Source organism: Pseudomonas sp. MDT1-16 (assembly GCF_054898115.1).
In genome coordinates this window covers 5,412,368-5,428,909 of sequence record NZ_CM142717.1, presented here as the reverse complement: position 1 = coordinate 5,428,909, position 16,542 = coordinate 5,412,368, and the positions used below count along the sequence as shown (strand labels likewise).

Annotated in this window: 16 protein-coding genes; 6 read left to right on the top strand and 10 right to left on the bottom strand. The window is 59.8% G+C overall.

Annotation, left to right across the window (positions count from 1 at the left end; all coding sequences use genetic code 11):
• Positions 1-76 precede the first annotated feature (76 nt).
• The 7 genes from folK to dksA form a co-directional block, all read right to left on the bottom strand.
• Positions 77-562: a 2-amino-4-hydroxy-6-hydroxymethyldihydropteridine diphosphokinase gene (gene folK, locus ACYZT3_RS25065; RefSeq protein ID WP_282381821.1), complete on the bottom strand. Its 486-nt coding sequence runs from the start codon at positions 560-562 to the stop codon at positions 77-79.
• 3 nt (positions 563-565) lie between these two features.
• Positions 566-1,966 carry a polynucleotide adenylyltransferase PcnB gene (locus ACYZT3_RS25060; RefSeq protein WP_282381818.1) on the bottom strand — a complete coding sequence of 467 codons (1,401 nt, stop codon included), beginning with the start codon at positions 1,964-1,966 and terminating at the stop codon, positions 566-568.
• Positions 1,967-2,846: 880 nt separating this feature from the next.
• On the bottom strand, positions 2,847-4,283 hold the full coding sequence (locus tag ACYZT3_RS25055) for a sigma-54-dependent transcriptional regulator (RefSeq protein WP_282381816.1): 1,437 nt from the start codon (positions 4,281-4,283) through the stop codon (positions 2,847-2,849).
• A gap of 22 nt (positions 4,284-4,305) precedes the next feature.
• Complete coding sequence (locus tag ACYZT3_RS25050) at positions 4,306-7,260, bottom strand: sensor histidine kinase (RefSeq protein ID WP_462030969.1); 2,955 nt, start codon at positions 7,258-7,260, stop codon at positions 4,306-4,308.
• Positions 7,244-7,420 carry a hypothetical protein gene (locus ACYZT3_RS25045; RefSeq protein ID WP_003176118.1) on the bottom strand — a complete coding sequence of 59 codons (177 nt, stop codon included), beginning with the start codon at positions 7,418-7,420 and terminating at the stop codon, positions 7,244-7,246. The genes ACYZT3_RS25050 and ACYZT3_RS25045 overlap by 17 nt, the downstream gene beginning before the upstream one ends.
• A 77-nt stretch (positions 7,421-7,497) precedes the next feature.
• Positions 7,498-8,394 (bottom strand): tRNA glutamyl-Q(34) synthetase GluQRS, encoded by an 897-nt coding sequence (gluQRS, locus tag ACYZT3_RS25040; RefSeq protein ID WP_462030968.1) that lies wholly within the window; start codon positions 8,392-8,394, stop codon positions 7,498-7,500.
• Positions 8,395-8,472: 78 nt separating this feature from the next.
• Positions 8,473-8,913 carry an RNA polymerase-binding protein DksA gene (dksA, locus tag ACYZT3_RS25035; protein ID WP_045059401.1) on the bottom strand — a complete coding sequence of 147 codons (441 nt, stop codon included), beginning with the start codon at positions 8,911-8,913 and terminating at the stop codon, positions 8,473-8,475.
• A gap of 332 nt (positions 8,914-9,245) precedes the next feature.
• On the opposite strand from dksA, the gene ACYZT3_RS25030 reads away from it, so the two are divergent.
• Entirely contained in the window at positions 9,246-10,418 is a 1,173-nt protein-coding gene (locus ACYZT3_RS25030) for a pyridoxal phosphate-dependent aminotransferase (protein ID WP_462030967.1), read from the top strand.
• Positions 10,418-11,131, top strand: a complete 714-nt coding sequence (gene sfsA, locus ACYZT3_RS25025; RefSeq protein WP_462030966.1) for a DNA/RNA nuclease SfsA — start codon at positions 10,418-10,420, stop codon at positions 11,129-11,131. Before ACYZT3_RS25030 ends, sfsA begins: the two co-directional genes overlap by 1 nt.
• On the opposite strand, the gene ACYZT3_RS25020 is transcribed toward sfsA, so the two are convergent.
• Entirely contained in the window at positions 11,128-11,445 is a 318-nt protein-coding gene (locus tag ACYZT3_RS25020; RefSeq protein ID WP_462030965.1) for a Rieske (2Fe-2S) protein, read from the bottom strand. The genes sfsA and ACYZT3_RS25020 overlap by 4 nt on opposite strands.
• Before the next feature lie 166 nt (positions 11,446-11,611).
• Here ACYZT3_RS25020 and ACYZT3_RS25015 point away from each other — a divergent pair, with 166 nt between their 5' ends.
• Genes ACYZT3_RS25015 through ACYZT3_RS25000 form a run of 4 tightly spaced genes read left to right on the top strand, consistent with a single transcriptional unit; the run spans position 11,612 to position 15,158 of the window.
• Positions 11,612-12,484 carry a heme/hemin ABC transporter substrate-binding protein gene (locus ACYZT3_RS25015; RefSeq protein ID WP_462030964.1) on the top strand — a complete coding sequence of 291 codons (873 nt, stop codon included), beginning with the start codon at positions 11,612-11,614 and terminating at the stop codon, positions 12,482-12,484.
• A gap of 50 nt (positions 12,485-12,534) precedes the next feature.
• A complete protein-coding gene (locus ACYZT3_RS25010) occupies positions 12,535-13,518 on the top strand; it encodes a FecCD family ABC transporter permease (protein WP_282381871.1) in 984 nt (327 codons plus the stop codon).
• The gene (locus ACYZT3_RS25005; protein ID WP_282381794.1) at positions 13,518-14,285 is read left to right on the top strand and encodes a heme ABC transporter ATP-binding protein; all 768 of its coding nucleotides are present in this window, start codon (positions 13,518-13,520) and stop codon (positions 14,283-14,285) included. Before ACYZT3_RS25010 ends, ACYZT3_RS25005 begins: the two co-directional genes overlap by 1 nt.
• A gap of 21 nt (positions 14,286-14,306) precedes the next feature.
• The gene (locus ACYZT3_RS25000) at positions 14,307-15,158 is read left to right on the top strand and encodes a ChaN family lipoprotein (protein ID WP_462030963.1); all 852 of its coding nucleotides are present in this window, start codon (positions 14,307-14,309) and stop codon (positions 15,156-15,158) included.
• A 233-nt stretch (positions 15,159-15,391) separates the two neighbouring features.
• On the opposite strand, the gene ACYZT3_RS24995 is transcribed toward ACYZT3_RS25000, so the two are convergent.
• Positions 15,392-16,192 (bottom strand): Crp/Fnr family transcriptional regulator, encoded by an 801-nt coding sequence (locus ACYZT3_RS24995; RefSeq protein ID WP_462030962.1) that lies wholly within the window; start codon positions 16,190-16,192, stop codon positions 15,392-15,394.
• Between the two features lie 15 nt (positions 16,193-16,207).
• The gene (locus tag ACYZT3_RS24990) at positions 16,208-16,480 is read right to left on the bottom strand and encodes a TfoX/Sxy family protein (protein WP_007971093.1); all 273 of its coding nucleotides are present in this window, start codon (positions 16,478-16,480) and stop codon (positions 16,208-16,210) included.
• Positions 16,481-16,542 lie beyond the last annotated feature (62 nt).

Sequence of the window (16,542 nt, the reverse complement as noted above, 5' to 3'; positions counted from 1 at the left end):
ACGCCAGGGGTGTTACCGGGGTAACTGATGCGTTTCAGCAGATTCTGCGAGAGCAACATAAACCAATGTGGGAGTGTCAAGCGGGGGGCAGGCGTTCCAGCCCGAAGAACGGGCAGGCGGCAAGCAAATCACTCAGGCTGCGACCATCGGCCAAACGTAAATCCGCAGGCGCCAGCTCGGCCAGTGGATAGAGAACGAAAGCTCGTTCTTGCATGTGGTAGTGAGGCACCTTGAGGCGAGGTTCATCGATCAGCCGATTACCGAACAGCACGATGTCGAGATCAAGGGTGCGTGGGCCCCAACGTTCAATACGCTCGCGGCCCTGTTCGTTCTCGATGGCTTGCAGCGCATCCAGCAGGTCCAGCGGCGCAAGGGTGCTGTCGAGGGCGGCGACCGCGTTGGTGTAACGCGGTTGGCCGGGCAGCAGCGAGTCGCTCTGATAAAACGCGGACACCCCGATCAGTTCGGTCTGCGGCAACTGCGCCAGCGCCTCGACAGCGCTGCGCAATTGGTCGGCGGGGTCAGCCAGATTGCTGCCCATGCCGATGTAGATGCGTTCCATGGATTACTCGCCCGTGGTGCTCGGTGCGCCTGCGGTGCGTTTGCGCTTGGCGCCACCGCTGCGGCGACGTTTGCGTGGAGCGCCGGTGCCGTCATCCTTGCCGCTGAGGTCGCGGATCATGTCGCGACGTTCGCTGTCGTTGGCGTCCTGATAGTCCGTCCACCATTCGCCCAGGCCATCGGTCTGTTCACCAGCGCTTTCGCGCAGCAGCAGGAAGTCGTAACCGGCACGGAACCGCGGGTTGTCCAGCAACAGGTCGGCGCGCTTGCCGCTGCGGCGTGGCAGACGTTCCTGCATGTCCCAGATCTCGCGGATCGGCAGGGTGAAGCGTTTCGGAATCGCGATGCGCTGGCACTGTTCGGCGATCAGCTCATGAGCGGCTTCCTGCATGGCCGGAATCGGCGGCATGCCACGTTCTTGCAGGCGCAGTACGCGGGCCGGCAGGGCAGGCCAGAGCAGGGCAGCAAACAGGAACGCCGGGGTCACCGGTTTGTTCTGCTTGATCCGCAGGTCGGTGTTGATCAACGCTTCGCTGATCAGCGTGTGGGTGTACGTCGGGTTGTATTCCAGCGCCTCGGCACTGGCCGGGAACAGCGGATCGAACAGCTGCAGGTCGACCAGCATCTCAAAGGTGTCCGCGGCATGGCCGGAGAGGAACAGCTTGAGCACTTCTTCGAACAGGCGGGCCGACGGAATCTCGCGCAGCATCGGCGCCAGCTCGCGGATTGGCGCGGCGCTGTGCTTTTCGATGCCGAAATTCAGCTTGGCGGCGAAGCGCACGGCCCGCAGCATCCGTACCGGATCTTCCTGGTAACGTTGCTTTGGATCGCCAATCAGGCGGATCAGGTGATTGCGGATGTCGTGTACGCCGTTGGCGTAGTCGAGGATGCGCTCGCTGACCGGATCGTAATACAAGGCGTTGATGGTGAAGTCGCGGCGTTGCGCGTCTTCTTCCAGCGTGCCGTAGACGTTATCGCGCAGGATGCGCCCGCTCTCGTTGCGCGAGGACTGGTTGCTGTCTTCCTCTTCATCGTTTTGCGGGTGATTGGCGCGGAAGGTCGCGACTTCAATGATTTCGCGGCCAAAGTGGATGTGCACCAGCTTGAAGCGTCGACCGATGATCCGCGCGTTGCGGAATTCGGCCCGAACCTGCTCAGGCGTGGCACTGGTGGCGACGTCGAAATCTTTTGGCGTGATGCCGAGCAGCATGTCACGCACGCAGCCGCCGACCAGGTAAGCCTGGTAACCGGCGTTCTGCAGGCGTTCGACAATGTTCACCGCGTAGCGACTGAATTGGGCCTTTTGCAGCGAATGTTGGCCGCTGTTGAGCACTTCAGGCGTACTGCGAATGTGTTGCGTATGACGCTTGGGAGAACGGAATGACTGGAACAACTTCTTCAGCATGGGATGCACTGTTTGAAGGAATGTTCGGCCAAAACGAAGAATGACCGCATGATGGGCGGGGATTCTAGCATTTAGTCGGGGGATGGTGTAGGAAGCTGCGCAAGCGCTTGAAGGAGCGGCTTGTTAGTGCGGATTGGCTCTGTGTAGCAGCTGCCGAGCCTGCGAGGCTGCGTTCGGCTGCGAAGCAGTCGTCAAACCAGAGATTGCGGTGTGTCAGAAGAAACTGGGTGCCTGTATTGCGACTGCTCCGCAGTCGAACGCAGCCTCGCAGGCTCGGCAGCTGCTACAGGGGCAGCGTGAATGCCGAATCACAGAAACTACAAGGGGAGCCGAAGCTCCCCAAGAAAGTAGTTGCGTGCTCTATTTTTATTTTTTATTCGGGCTTCTTGTTTTTGTTGAGTGCCCTCGCCATGAAGTTTTTCCTTCATGACCCTCCCAATCGGGAGCCAAGAGCAAACGGATTGCTTTGGTCGCTGTGTTGCAGTGATCTTACGATCCAACCAGTGCAGGCTCTGTCTTATGACAATTTTTATTGTTCTCGGCCTGGTCGTGGGGCAAGCCCCCAATACAACGCCTCTCCAAAAGAATCAGTTAGCTGCGCCTCTCGCCGTCTTGTTTTTATTGTGCGTGAGTCGATTCGTCTTATTTTTATTGTCTTGTGCATTGTTTGTTATTGTTCTTGTACCAAACATATAGCAGGGTGCGTGCCAACTTTTGTGAGGCCCAGTAAAACAAGGGATCAGGCCGGCTGATGAGGTTTTCAGAGGCCAAAAAAAACCGGGGCTTCGTTACCGTAAGCCCCGGCTTCTGTTACGTGAAAAAGCTGAGGTAACAGTTTTTTCACACTGTCACGTGTTACCCGCGCATCAGACAGGCGAGGTCAGCTCTCGCTGGCCACCCCGGTCTTGCGTCGTGGAATGCCCAGGCGCTGACGGCGTTCCCACAGGCATTTGCGACTGACACCGAGTTTGCGCGCCAACTCGGTTTCGGTCATGTGGTCCTGATGCTCGAGAACGAAGTGCTGGAAGTAGTCTTCCAGTGACAGGTCCTCGGTCGGCTCGTGGCTGGAGTTGCTGGTGTTGTTGCCCTGTTGGGGCGCCAGGCCGATGAAGTCATCGTCTTCCAGATCGCTCAGTTCGATGTCGATACCCAGCAGCTCGGCAGAAATTTCCGGGCTCTCGCACAGGATGACCGCACGTTCTACTGCGTTTTCCAGCTCTCGCACGTTACCCGGCCAGGCGTAATGACGAATCGCCTGCTCGGCATCCGGGGCGAACTTCAGGTCGGTGCGGTTGACCCGCGCGCTCTGCCGCGCCAGGAACGCGGTGGCAATTTCGTTGACGTCCGCGCCGCGCTCGCGCAGGGCCGGCAGTTTCAGGGCAATCACGTGAAGGCGGTAATACAAGTCTTCACGGAACTGGCCGATCTTCGCCAGGCTTTTGAGGTCCCGGTGAGTCGCGGCGATCAGGCGCACATCGACTTTCTGTGACTGCACCGAACCTACACGACGAATTTCACCTTCCTGCAGCACGCGCAGCAGGCGGGCCTGGGCTTCCAGTGGCAATTCGCCGATTTCGTCGAGGAACAAGGTGCCGCCGTCTGCCGCTTCCACCAGGCCGGCACGCCCGGCGCTGGCGCCCGTGAATGCGCCTTTTTCGTGGCCGAAGAGTTCGGACTCGATCAGGCTTTCCGGAATGGCCGCGCAGTTCACCGAAATCATCGGCGCCTTGGCGCGTTTGGATAAGTTGTGCAGGGCACGCGCGACCAGTTCTTTACCCGTGCCGGATTCGCCCTGGATCAGGACATTGGAGTCGGTTGGCGCGACTTTGCGGATCTTGCTGTACAGATCCTGCATAGGTGGGCAGGAGCCGATGATGCCGATTTCGCCATTGCTGTTATTGGCACCCGGTTTCGCGGCGCCATTGCTGGCTTTGCCGACGACCGGTTCACCGCTGGCTTGCACGGATTGCCGGTCACGCAGGATTCGCGCGACGGCCTGGAGCATCTCGTCGTGATCAAAAGGCTTGGCGATGTAATCGACCGCGCCCATCTTCATCGAGTCGACGGCCGAACGCAGGCTGGCGTAGCTGGTCATGATCAGCACCGGAGTGCCCTGGCCGAGTTTGATCAACTCGGTGCCAGGCGCGCCGGGCAGGCGCAGGTCACTGACGATCAGGTCGAACGTGGGAATGGTGAAGCGTTCTTGTGCTTCCTGCACTGAACCGGCTTCGCTGACCTGGTACTGGTTACGTTCCAGCAGGCGGCGCAAGGCGGAGCGGATAATTGTTTCGTCTTCGACGATCAAAATGTGCGGCATTGATTCGATACTCTCGACGGTCTCAGTTCACAGCGGACGTCGCTTCGACATGACGCGGCAAGGTCACCCGGATACGGGTGCCGCGCTGGCTTTGAACATCAGCCGGGCTGTCGATGGTGATTTGTCCATAATGCTCTTCAACGATGGAATAGACCAGTGCAAGGCCCAGACCGGTGCCTTCGCCAGGATCCTTGGTGGTGAAGAAAGGTTCGAACAATCTATCCATGATGTTCTTCGGAATACCGCTGCCTTCGTCTTCCACGATCAAGTCGACCGTGTGTTCGCAGGCTTCGCTTTTGACGCGCACCGCACTGCCGGGAGGCGAGGCATCGCGGGCGTTTGAGAGCAGATTGATCAGCACTTGTGCGAGTCGCTGCGGGTCGCCTTCGACCCAGTGATCGGGATCGCACAGGTTGTAGAACTGCACCTCGAAATTACGTCGGTTCAGCGCCAGCAGGCCTATCGCATCCTGGGCCACTTCCGCCAGACAGACGGGCTCGTCGCTGTGCTGATGACTCCCCGCGTGGGCGAAGCTCATCAGCGACTGAACGATACGCGACACGCGTTTGGTCTGCTCCAGGATCTGCCCGCTGATTTCCTTCAGTTCGCTGTCTTCTTCGCGCTCTTCGCGCAGGTTTTGCGCCAGGCAGGCGATGCCGGTAATCGGGTTGCCGATTTCATGGGCCACGCCGGCGGCCAGTCGGCCGATACTGGCCAAACGCTCGGAATGCACCAGTTTATCTTCGAGCAGCTGGGTTTCGGTCAGGTCTTCTACCAGCAACACCAAGCCGCTGTTACCCGGAGCGAGCGGTTCATCGATCGCCGCTTTGTGCAGGTTCAACCAGCGGGTCTGGCCGTCGAGGGCCAGGTGCTGTTTGTGCAAATGCTCGTCCGGCAGATTGATGAAGCCTTGCAGCAGCTCTTTCCATGGATCGGCGATGGTGCTCAGGCGCGAACCGACCACACGCTGCGCGGCAATCCCGGTCAGCTCCTCCATGGCTTTGTTCCACATGAGGATTTCCTGGTCCTTGGCCAGCGAGCAAACGCCCATTGGCAATTCCTGCAAGGTCTGGCGGTGATAGCGGCGCAGGGCATCGAGTTCGGCGGCAAGCCCGGTCAGGCGCGAGTGGTAATCCTCGAGGCGACTTTCGATGAAGTGGATGTCTTCGGTGACGTAGTTTTCGCCCCCGGCCTTATAAGGCAGGAAGGTCTCGACCATGTCCTGAGCCACGCTCGGCCCCATCAGGCCGGAGAGGTTGGCTTCGATGCGGTCGCGCAATCGGCGCAAGGCGTAAGGCCGGCGCTCATCGAACGGCAGATAGAGGTCGCGCAGGGCTTGTTCGACTTCTTTCTGTGCTGCTTTCGCGCCCAATGGTTTTGCAAGCTGCGTAGCGAACTCCTGGGGTGAGGCGGCGTGCAGTTCGCGGCGTTGCGGCCGGCGCACGTTGTCCACGGCGCAGGCTTCCGCCGCGCTGGCCTCTTCGCTGCTGGCGTTGGTGAACAGCGAGATCAGGGTGAACATCAGCACGTTGGCGGCCAGCGACGCGATCGCCGCCATGTGCCAACTGGTGTCGTCGAGCACGTAGATCATGTTCAGCAGCGGAATATAGAAGCCCTGCAGATTGCCCACCAGTGGCAGCAGCATGGTCACCAGCCATACCAGAATCCCCGCGAGCAAACCGGCGATAAAGCCACGGCGGTTGGCGGTCGGCCAGTACAGTACCGAGAGCACGCCCGGCAGGAATTGCAGGGTGGCGACGAAGGCGACAATGCCCAGATTCGCCAGATCCTGTTCCGCACCCAGCAGCAGGTAGAAACCGTAACCGGCCATGATGATCGCAACGATCAGCGCCCGACGGGTCCACTTCAGCCAGCGATAGATGTTGCCTTCGGCCGGCGGCTGATAGAGCGGCAGCACCAGGTGGTTCAGGGCCATCCCGGACAGCGCCAGGGTGGTAACGATGATCAGCCCGCTGGCCGCCGACAATCCGCCGATATAGGCCAATAGCGCAAGGGCCTTGCTGTTGGCCGCGATGCCGATGCCCAGCGTGAAGTATTCCGGGTTGGTGGTGGCGCCCAGTTTCAGCCCGGCCCAGAGAATCAGCGGTACTGCCAGGCTCATCAGCAGCAGAAACAGCGGCAAGCCCCAGCTCGCACTGACCAGCGAGCGCGGGTTGAGGTTTTCGGTAAACGTCATGTGGTACATGTGCGGCATCACGATCGCCGAGGCGAAGAACACCAGCAGCAACGTACGCCATGGACCTTCCTGCAACGGTGTGTGCAGGGCAGCGAGGGCGGTCTGGTTTTGCAGCAGCCACAGTTCCAGCTGTTGCGGGCCGTCGAACACACCATAAAGGGCATACAGGCCGACGCCGCCAATGGCGATCAATTTGATCACCGACTCGAAAGCAATCGCGAACACCAGGCCTTCGTGTTTCTCGCGGGTGGCAATGTGGCGCGAGCCGAAGAAAATCGTGAACAGCGTAATCAGTGCGCAGAAGCTCAGCGCCACGCGATGCTGTACCGGCTCACGGGTGAGGATGCCGATGGAGTCGGCGACCGCCTGAATTTGCAAGGCGAGCAGCGGCAGCACGCCGATCAGCATGAAGATCGTGGTCAGCGCACCGGCCCAGGTGCTGCGAAAGCGGAAGGCGAACAGATCGGCCAGCGACGACAGCTGATACGTGCGGGTGATTTTCAGGATCGGATACAACAGCACCGGCGCCAGCAGGAACGCACCGGACACCCCAAGGTAACTGGACAAAAAACCGTAGCCGTATTGATAGGCCAGGCCCACCGTGCCGTAAAACGCCCAGGCACTGGCGTAAACGCCCAGCGACAGGGTGTAAGTCAGCGGGTGGCGAATGATCGCCCGGGGGATCATGCCCCGTTCGCTGACCCAGGCTACGCCGAACAGCACCGCCAGGTACGCGGCGCTGATCAGGATCATCTGGGTCAGGCTAAAGCTCATCGGCATCTTTTTGGCTCTGCAGGATGAAGGTCACGACGATCAGAATCAGCCAGAGCAGATAAGGGCGATACCAGGCGCCAGTGGCGTCGATCCACCAATCCATGATGGCCGGGGAGAACAGATAAATCCCCACTACCAGGAGCAGGACCAAGCGATAGATGTACATCCCGGCCTCTCTTTTTTATGCGCGTGCCCGAAAACGTGCGGCGATGGTAACGGATGGGCGCGCCACTGCAAGGGTGATCACTGTAATTGCGCTTCGGGCAGGTTAAGTGTGCGCGGGATCAATAATGCATCCCAGTGGGCAATGCCCCAGTCCAGCACTTCCCGTGGTGTGGCGTAAGCCAGCTCGGCACCGGGGTTCTGCCCCAGCGCGCGCAACGCACGCAGCAACAAGGGGGTCGCCTGATCTTCGGTCAACGGCGGCGAACGGTAGGACTTGCCGAGTTTGTTGCCATCGGGCTGGGTAATCAGCGGGATATGCAGGTAGCGCGGTTGCGGCAGGCCGAGTAGTTCCTGCAGGTAGAGCTGGCGCGGTGTGGAGTCGAGCAGGTCGGCGCCACGAACAATGTCGGTGATACCTTGCCAGGCATCGTCCAGCACCACGGCCAGCTGATAGGCGTAGAGCCCGTCGCGGCGGCGGATCACGAAATCGCCGACGTCCCGGCCCAAGTGTTGGCGGTATTCGCCTTGCACCCGGTCGATGAAGTGGTATTCCAGTTCGGGGGCGCGCAGGCGAATCGCGGCATCTTCAGTGCCGTGGCCGGCATTGCGGCACAGTCCCGGATAAATCCCGTGATAGGGCGCAAGTGTTTTGCGCGAACAGGTGCACGCGTAGGCCAGACCGTGATTGAACAGGCGGTTGAGGACTTCGGCGTAGGCAGCGTGCCGGTCACTCTGTCGGACCATTTCGCCATCCCACTCGAAGCCGTAGCTTTCCAGGGCTTTAAGGATCGCCGCTTGAGCACCGGGTTCTTCCCGGGGTGGATCGAGGTCTTCCATGCGCATCAGCCAGCGGCCCCCCACCGAACGCGCATCGAGGTACGAGGCCAGCGCTGCGACCAGCGAACCGAAATGCAGATGTCCACTGGGCGTGGGGGCGAAGCGCCCGATGTAGGTGGGGGAAGTGATGGAGGTCATGGCGGCTATTTAAAGTCAAAAAACATCAGAAACAAAAACGGAGCGTTCGCACGCTCCGTTTTTTCGTTCAAGTCGAGATTACTTGCCGACTTGCTTTTCCTTGATTTCCGCCAGGGTCTTGCAGTCAACGCACATGTCGGCGGTAGGGCGGGCTTCCAGTCGCTTGACGCCAATTTCGACGCCGCAGGACTCGCACCAGCCATATTCTTCGTCTTCGATCAATTGCAGCGTCTTGTCGATTTTCTTGATCAACTTGCGCTCGCGGTCACGGGCACGCAGCTCGAGGCTGAATTCTTCTTCCTGGCTGGCACGGTCTGCCGGGTCCGGGAAATTGGCCGCTTCGTCTTTCATGTGATCAACCGTGCGGTCGACTTCCTGCATCAAGTCCTGTTTCCACTTATTCAGGATCTTGGTGAAGTGAGCGCGCATGGGTTTGCCCATGTACTCCTCGCCCTTTACTGCCTGGTAGGGTTCGAAGCCGCTGATCGACTGGTTTTGCTGCTTTGCTTGGGTGGGCATGAAATGGACCGCCTCTACTCTTGTAATCCATTGCGCAGGATTGCTCCATCACCGACACCTGCCGGCCCTGCGGCTGCAAGCGGGCGAACTTACCAGATCAAATCGGACCGCGCTACTCCCGGATGTCGAGGTAGTGGCCCGCAGTGCTTGCAAATGATTGCAAAGCCTTGTCTGGCGGTGCTGGAGACCTGATCAAATATTGATTTTAGTCAAACCTGGGGCACACGCTCGAGTCGTTTGTGGCCAGGATTATAAGGCGTCTGACCGCTTTAGGTTCTCGCTCGTTCCTGCGCTTGGGTAGAATCAATTTTTTTCCCGTTGAAGGAAGGCTAATGGCTCAGCCCTACAGTGCCCGCAGTCGTGCGATCGAACCTTTCCATGTCATGGCGCTGCTGGCGCGTGCCAATGAATTGCAAGCGGCTGGCCACGACGTGATCCACCTGGAAATCGGCGAACCGGACTTCACCACCGCCGAGCCGATCATTCAGGCCGGCCAGGCCGCATTGACGGCGGGGAAGACCCGTTACACCGCCGCGCGGGGTATCCCTGAGTTGCGTGAGGCCATTTCGGGCTTTTATCAGCAGCGTTATGGTTTGAACATCGATCCGCAGCGAATCTTGATTACTCCAGGCGGTTCTGGTGCGCTGCTGCTGGCCAGTGCCTTACTGGTAGACCCAGGCAAACACTGGCTGCTGGCGGACCCGGGTTACCCGTGCAACCGGCATTTCCTGCGGCTGGTGGAAGGCGCTGCGCAGCTTGTCCCTGTAGGCCCGGACGTGCGATATCAGCTGACGCCGGATCTGGTGGCACGCCATTGGGATCACGACAGCGTCGGTGCGTTGGTGGCATCGCCGGCGAACCCGACCGGGACGATCCTGACCCGCGATGAATTGGCAGGCCTGTCTGCCGCAATCAAGGCACGCCACGGTCATCTGGTGGTGGACGAGATCTATCACGGTCTGACTTATGGCACTGATGCCGCCAGTGTTCTGGAAGTCGATGACAGCGCCTTTGTGCTGAATAGTTTTTCAAAGTATTTCGGCATGACCGGCTGGCGCCTGGGTTGGCTGGTGGCGCCGGAAGCGGCGGTCGGTGAGCTGGAAAAACTCGCCCAGAACCTCTATATCAGCGCCCCGAGCATGGCCCAGCACGCCGCGTTGGCGTGCTTCGAACCTGCGACCATTGCCATTCTCGAAGAGCGTCGCGCCGAATTTGGTCGTCGTCGTGATTTCCTCCTGCCAGCTCTACGGGCGCTGGGCTTCGGTATTGCTGTGGAACCCGAAGGCGCGTTCTACTTGTACGCCGATATCAGCAAGTTTGGCGGCGATGCCTTCGCGTTCTGTCGGCATTTCCTCGAAACCGAGCATGTGGCGATTACCCCCGGTCTGGACTTTGGCCGTTATCAGGCTGGGCATCACGTGCGGTTTGCCTACACCCAAAGCCTGCCGCGCTTGCAGGAAGCGGTCGAGAGGATTGCTCGCGGCTTGAAGAGCTGGCAAGGCTGATGCGTTTTCATCCTCCCCTCGAAGAAGGCCGTTTGATTCGTCGCTACAAGCGTTTTCTCGCCGATATCGAAACCGTTAGCGGCGAATTGCTGACCATTCACTGCCCGAACACCGGCTCGATGCTCAATTGCCAGGTGGAGGGTGGGCAGGTCTGGTTCAGTCGTTCCAACGACCCCAAGCGCAAGTTGCCTGGCACTTGGGAAATCGGCGAAACGCCGCAGGGACGCTTGTTTTGCGTAAACACCGGACGGGCCAACGGCTTAATCGAAGAGGCGCTGCGGGCAGGTGTCATCACCGAACTGAACGGTTTTACCGAGCTGAAACGTGAAGTGGCCTACGGTCAGGAAAGCAGCCGCATCGATTTTCGTCTCGATTACCCGAGCGGGCCGGCTTTTGTGGAAGTCAAAAGCGTCACCCTGGGCTTCGAGGGTTCTTCAGTGGCGGCGTTTCCCGATGCTGTGACCCAGCGCGGGGCCAAGCATTTGCGCGAATTGGCGCATTTGGCTCGGGACGGAATTCGTGCGGTGCAGTTGTATTGCGTCAATCTCACCGGCATCGACGCCGTTCGTCCTGCAGAAGAAATCGATTCGGCCTACGCCGCAGCCTTGCGTGAGGCGGTGTCGTGCGGGGTCGAGGTGTTGGCCTATGGCGTGCACTTGACCCACGAAGAGATGGTGGTCGATCGGCGTCTGGAGGTGTTGCTGAACGGCTAAAGACTGACCCAGATCCCTTGTTCGTCTTCGCGGCAAACGACGGTGGTCAGGGACTGCCCGGCGCAAGGGCCGGCGACGCATTCCCCGTCTTCGATCAGAAACAGTGCGCCGTGGGTCGCGCACTGGATCAGGCTGTTGCTGGGGTCGAGAAACTGGTCGGGTTTCCATTCCAGTCCGACGCCACGGTGTGGGCAGCGATTGATGTAGACGTAAGCCTGACCGCCAAGGCGCACGGCAAAGAGCTTCTGGCCGTCGATGTCGAAACCGCGACTGCTGGCATCGGCCAGTTCAATGCCTGCACAAAGAAACTTCATGTCTATCCTCAAGTCCGGCGGCTCGTGACTGGATATGTCCGAGCTTGACGTTCAAATGCAAACAATTATCAAATGGCCGCCTTGCCTGTCGGGTTCAGGTGCCAGAGGCCGAGGATACTTGGACTGTCATCTCGATGCCCGGGAAAACCCTTAAAGGAAGCTGTTTATGCGCCTGAGTACCCGCGTTGCTGCGCTCTGTGTCGGACTCCTCGTCAGCCACTACGCCGTAGCGGCCGAGTTGCCACAACGTTGGGTCAGTGCCGGTGGTGCTTTGTCGGAGTGGATCAGCGCACTGGGCGGTGAATCGAAACTGATCGGTGTCGATACCACCAGTCAGCACCCGGAATCGCTCAAGGCATTGCCGAGCATCGGGTATCAGCGGCAGTTGTCGGCGGAGGGCATCTTGAGCTTACGTCCGCAGATTCTGGTCGGCACCGAGGAAATGGGGCCGCCACCGGTGCTTTCGCAGATTCGCAGCGCGGGTGTGCAAATCGAACTGTTCTCGGCGCAGCCGGATCTGCCGACCTTGCAGGGCAATTTGCAGCATCTGGGCACGTTGCTCGGCGCTGAAGATCAGGCCTCACAATTGTTTCAGAGGTATCAACAGCAACTTGATCAGCAACAGGTCCGGGTCACGCGGGCACAGTTGAAGCAAAAGTCGCCGGGTGTGCTGTTGTTGCTTGGCAACGCGGGCGGCAAACCGCTCATCGCCGGCAAGGACACCGCCGCCGATTGGTTGCTGCAACAGGTTGGTGGGCACAATCTGGCCACGCATACCGGCTATAAACCCTTTTCTGTCGAATCCCTGATCAGTCTGGATCCCGAGGTGCTGGTGTTTGCCGATCGTGCATTGACCGGCGATGCTGCACGTGCGGCGTTGTTCAAGGAGAACCCGATGCTGTCCTCGACCCGCGCAGCCAAGGACGGGCGAGTCATGGAGCTTGATCCGACGTTGTTGGTCGGGGGCTTGGGGCCGCGGCTACCCGATGCGCTGAAAAAACTGTCTGACGCTTTTTACCCCGGTACTGCCGGCCAATGACCATTCTGGTTAAACCCCGCGCTTTGTTCATTGGTCTGATCCTGCTGTGTGTGTTGGCCATCTGGCTGTCGTTGGCGCTTGGGCCAGTGAGCTTGCCGTTGCTCGACACCTTGCGTGCAGCCCTGCGGCTGGTGGGTGTACCGATCGCGCCCGACGGACTGGAGCAGGCTGAACTGATCCTCGGGCAGATTCGCTTGCCGCGAACCTTGTTGGGCTTGGCCGTGGGGGGGGTGTTGGCACTGTCCGGCGTGGCGATGCAGGGGTTGTTTCGTAATCCTCTGGCCGATCCGGGGCTGGTCGGTGTCTCCAGCGGGGCGGCCTTGGGCGCGGCCATTGCGATCGTCGGTGGTTCTGTGTTCGGCGGTCTGCCTGAAGCCTTCGGGCCTTACCTGTTATCGCTGTGCGCGTTTCTCGGCGGGCTCGGCGTGACGGCGCTGGTGTATCGACTGGGCCGGCGCAACGGGCAGACCAACGTCGCGACCATGTTGCTGGCCGGTATTGCGTTGACTGCGCTGGCCGGCTCCGCCGTGGGGCTGTTCACCTATCTGGCGGATGACGCGACGTTGCGCACCCTGACGTTCTGGAACCTGGGCAGCCTCAATGGCGCCAGCTATTCGCGGCTCTGGCCGTTGCTGTTGATCAGTGCCGGCGTGGCATTGTGGCTGCCGCGTCGGGCCAAGGCCTTGAATGCGTTATTGCTGGGTGAGTCAGAGGCCGGTCATTTGGGCATCGACGTCGAAAGGCTCAAGCGTGAATTGGTGTTCTGCACGGCGCTGGGTGTCGGTGCAGCGGTGGCAGCGGCGGGGATGATCGGGTTTGTCGGTCTGGTGGTGCCGCATCTGGTGCGACTATTGGCCGGTCCCGATCATCGGGTGTTGTTGCCAGCGTCAGTCTTGGCGGGTGCCAGTCTGTTGTTGTTTGCCGATCTGGTGGCGCGACTGGCCCTGGCGCCGGCTGAATTGCCGATAGGGATCGTCACGGCTTTTATCGGTGCGCCGTTCTTTCTGTATTTATTGCTCAGGGGGCGTGCCTGATGTTGCGAACGCAAAATCTGCAAATCCGTCGGGGTCGAAAGAGTGTCCTGACGGACATCACGCTTGAGCTCAAACCGGGCGAAGTCCTCGGTGTGCTGGGACCTAACGGTGCCGGTAAAAGCACCTTGCTCGGCGCCTTGTGCGGTGAATTGAAGGCTGATCACGGCAGCGTCTGGCTCGACGAGCGCGCGTTGAGCGATTGGACCGGAACGGCGCGAGCGCAGCGTTTGGCGGTATTGCCGCAGGTGTCGACCCTGGATTTCGCCTTTCGTGTCGAAGAAGTGGTCGGCATGGGCCGCTTGCCCCATCAAAGCGGCCGGGTTCGCGATGACGAGATCGTCGCCGCCGCGTTGCACGCTGCCGATGCCGGGCATCTGAGTGGGCGCAGCTATCTGGCCTTGTCCGGTGGCGAACGACAGCGGGTGCATCTGGCTCGGGTTCTGGCGCAGCTCTGGCCGGGCGAAGCAGGGCAAACGTTGTTACTCGATGAGCCTACATCGATGCTCGACCCACTTCATCAGCACACGACGTTGCAAGCCGTGCGCGAGTTCGCCCATCGCGGCGCGGCGGTGCTGGTGATCCTGCATGATCTGAACCTGGCGGCGCGCTATTGTGATCGCCTGTTACTGCTCGAAAGTGGGCGGCCGGTGGCGCTCGATATACCGGAGCAGGTGTTGCGCCCGGAACCACTCAAGGCCGTGTTCGGGCTGGAAGTGCTGGTGCAGCAGCACCCGGAGCGTGGGCATCCGCTGATCATCGCCCGCTGAGCTTTTTATGGGGGTGAACACATGCGTAAGTTTTTGCTGCTGGCTTTGCTGATGCTGAGTGCCTGCCAGCATGTTTCGAATCCGCCGTCGGTGGTCGGCGAGATTCGGGACTTGCGCAGCGGCCAGACCCTCACGGCTCAGGAGCTGGTTGCGCGGTTGGAGAAGCCTTTGCGGCTGATCGTGGGTGAACAGCATGACAATCGCGATCACCATCAACTGCAATTGTGGTTATTGCAGTCGCTGAGTGAGCGGCGAACTCAAGGCAGTCTGTTGCTGGAAATGCTCACGCCTGATCAACAGCGGCGCGTCGACGACGTTCGCCGCACCTCGCCGCCACCGGCGGATTTGCCCGGTGCATTGGCCTGGCAGTCTGGTTGGGACTGGAATGTGTACGGGCCGGTCGTTCGTTTCGCGCTGGCCCAGCCATACCCGCTGCTGGCAGCCAATCTGGACACGCTTGAAGTCCGTACCGTTTACGCCAATCCCCCGACATTGAGCGGGTCGCGCTCCAACGCTGCTTCAGTCAAGGACGAATTGCTGGAGCAAATCAGCGACTCCCACTGTGGTCTGCTGCCTGAATCGCAGATGCCGGCGATGCTGGCGGTCCAACAGCAACGTGACAGACGGATGGCCGAGCGCTTGCTCGTGGCGCCTACGCCTTCACTGTTGTTTGCCGGCGCTTACCATGCGCGCAAGGATGTCGGCGTGCCGATCCATGTGCTTGATCTGGGAGAGCCTCAGGCGCCTGTGGTGGTGATGCTGGCGGAGCAGGGCAGCGAGGTCACACCGGCCATGGCTGATTACGTCTGGTACACGCCTGCCACACCCCCCCAGGATTACTGCGCGCAAATGCGTAAGCAATTTGGCAAGTGACCGAACGACTTTTCTCCAGGCAAAAAAAGACCCGGCAAGAGCCGGGTCAAATAACCGTGATTAGCCTGATGAGGAGATATCTGAGAGTCCGAACCAAGGGCTTTTCAAATATCGACCAGTCTCGCGACCAGTTGTGATAATCATAGCGATTCGCATTACCAAGTCAACCGCTGATTTCTCAATTATTTGAACTACGCTGTTCAATGGCGGGAAACGCCCGTAATCATTGGTCTTCAGCCTGTACGGTTGAGCGAACTCAGCTCAGTGACCTGCTTGTTCAACAGGTCGATGCGTCGGGCCATGCTCTCAATCAGGCTGTGGGCGATCTTAGGGTTGCTTTGGGTCAGACTGAGAAACTGGTCCTTGGGAATCAGCATGATGGTGCTGGGTTCGCTGGTGATCACGCTGGCGTTACGCTTCTCGCCGGTGAACACCGCCATGGCGCCGAAAATCTCGTCCTTGGGTACATCACCGACTTTATGCCCGTCGACAAAGGCTTCGGCATGACCATCAATGATGACGAATACGTGATCCGCCTCATCGCCCTGACGGATTAACACTTCGCCACTGGCCACGCGCTGAAAGCCATTGGTGCTTCGAAACTCGGGTTGTTTCAGGCGGGCGACGGCGTCGGACAGCAGGGCGGACTGACCGGCGATGTATTGAAGGAACAGCTCCGAACGCTCCGGGTCAGCATAGATATGCTGAAAAACCTCGGATCGCAGGTAAGGCGTCAATGCCAGTGGGCTATCGCTGCGAAAGCGGCAGCGCGGCAGTTCCGTGCCCTGACGCAGGCCGATCAGATCGCCCTCGTGCAGATAGAACAGTGCCCGCTCGTCAATGCATCCATGCAGCAGGCCATTGTCCAATACAAACAGTTGATTGCCGGGTAATAGGGCCGCCAGATCATCGACGGCTGAAAACGCCAGGGGCGGTCCACAAGGTGTCAAACCTTCCAGCAGGCGGACGGGAATATGTTGCAGTCGATTGATCAACGCATCGGCGTAAGCCGGTTGTTCCCCAAGTAGGTACATGGTTGCTGCGTCCGTTCAGTTCTTGTGACGTGACGAAATAGCCTCCAGCTGTTTGTTCAAGGCTTCCTTGCGCTCGGCGGGAATGTCGTTCCAGTGCACATCCATCAGGGCACCTTCGATGGCATACAACAACACCTTGGATGCTCGAAACCCGCGCGTGCGCACGGCCCGATAAGCATCCACCGCCCCCAGTCGACGCAAATCCGAAGCGCTGTGGATGCCCACGGCGTGCAGCCACTGTGCCGACGTCTTGCCAAGATTCTTCAGGTGCTGCAGTTCATCATTCATCAAGCCTCCTTGCGACGGCCGAACGGTGCGTGGGCGAGCTTCTCAGGAGTGTAGCCATCAGT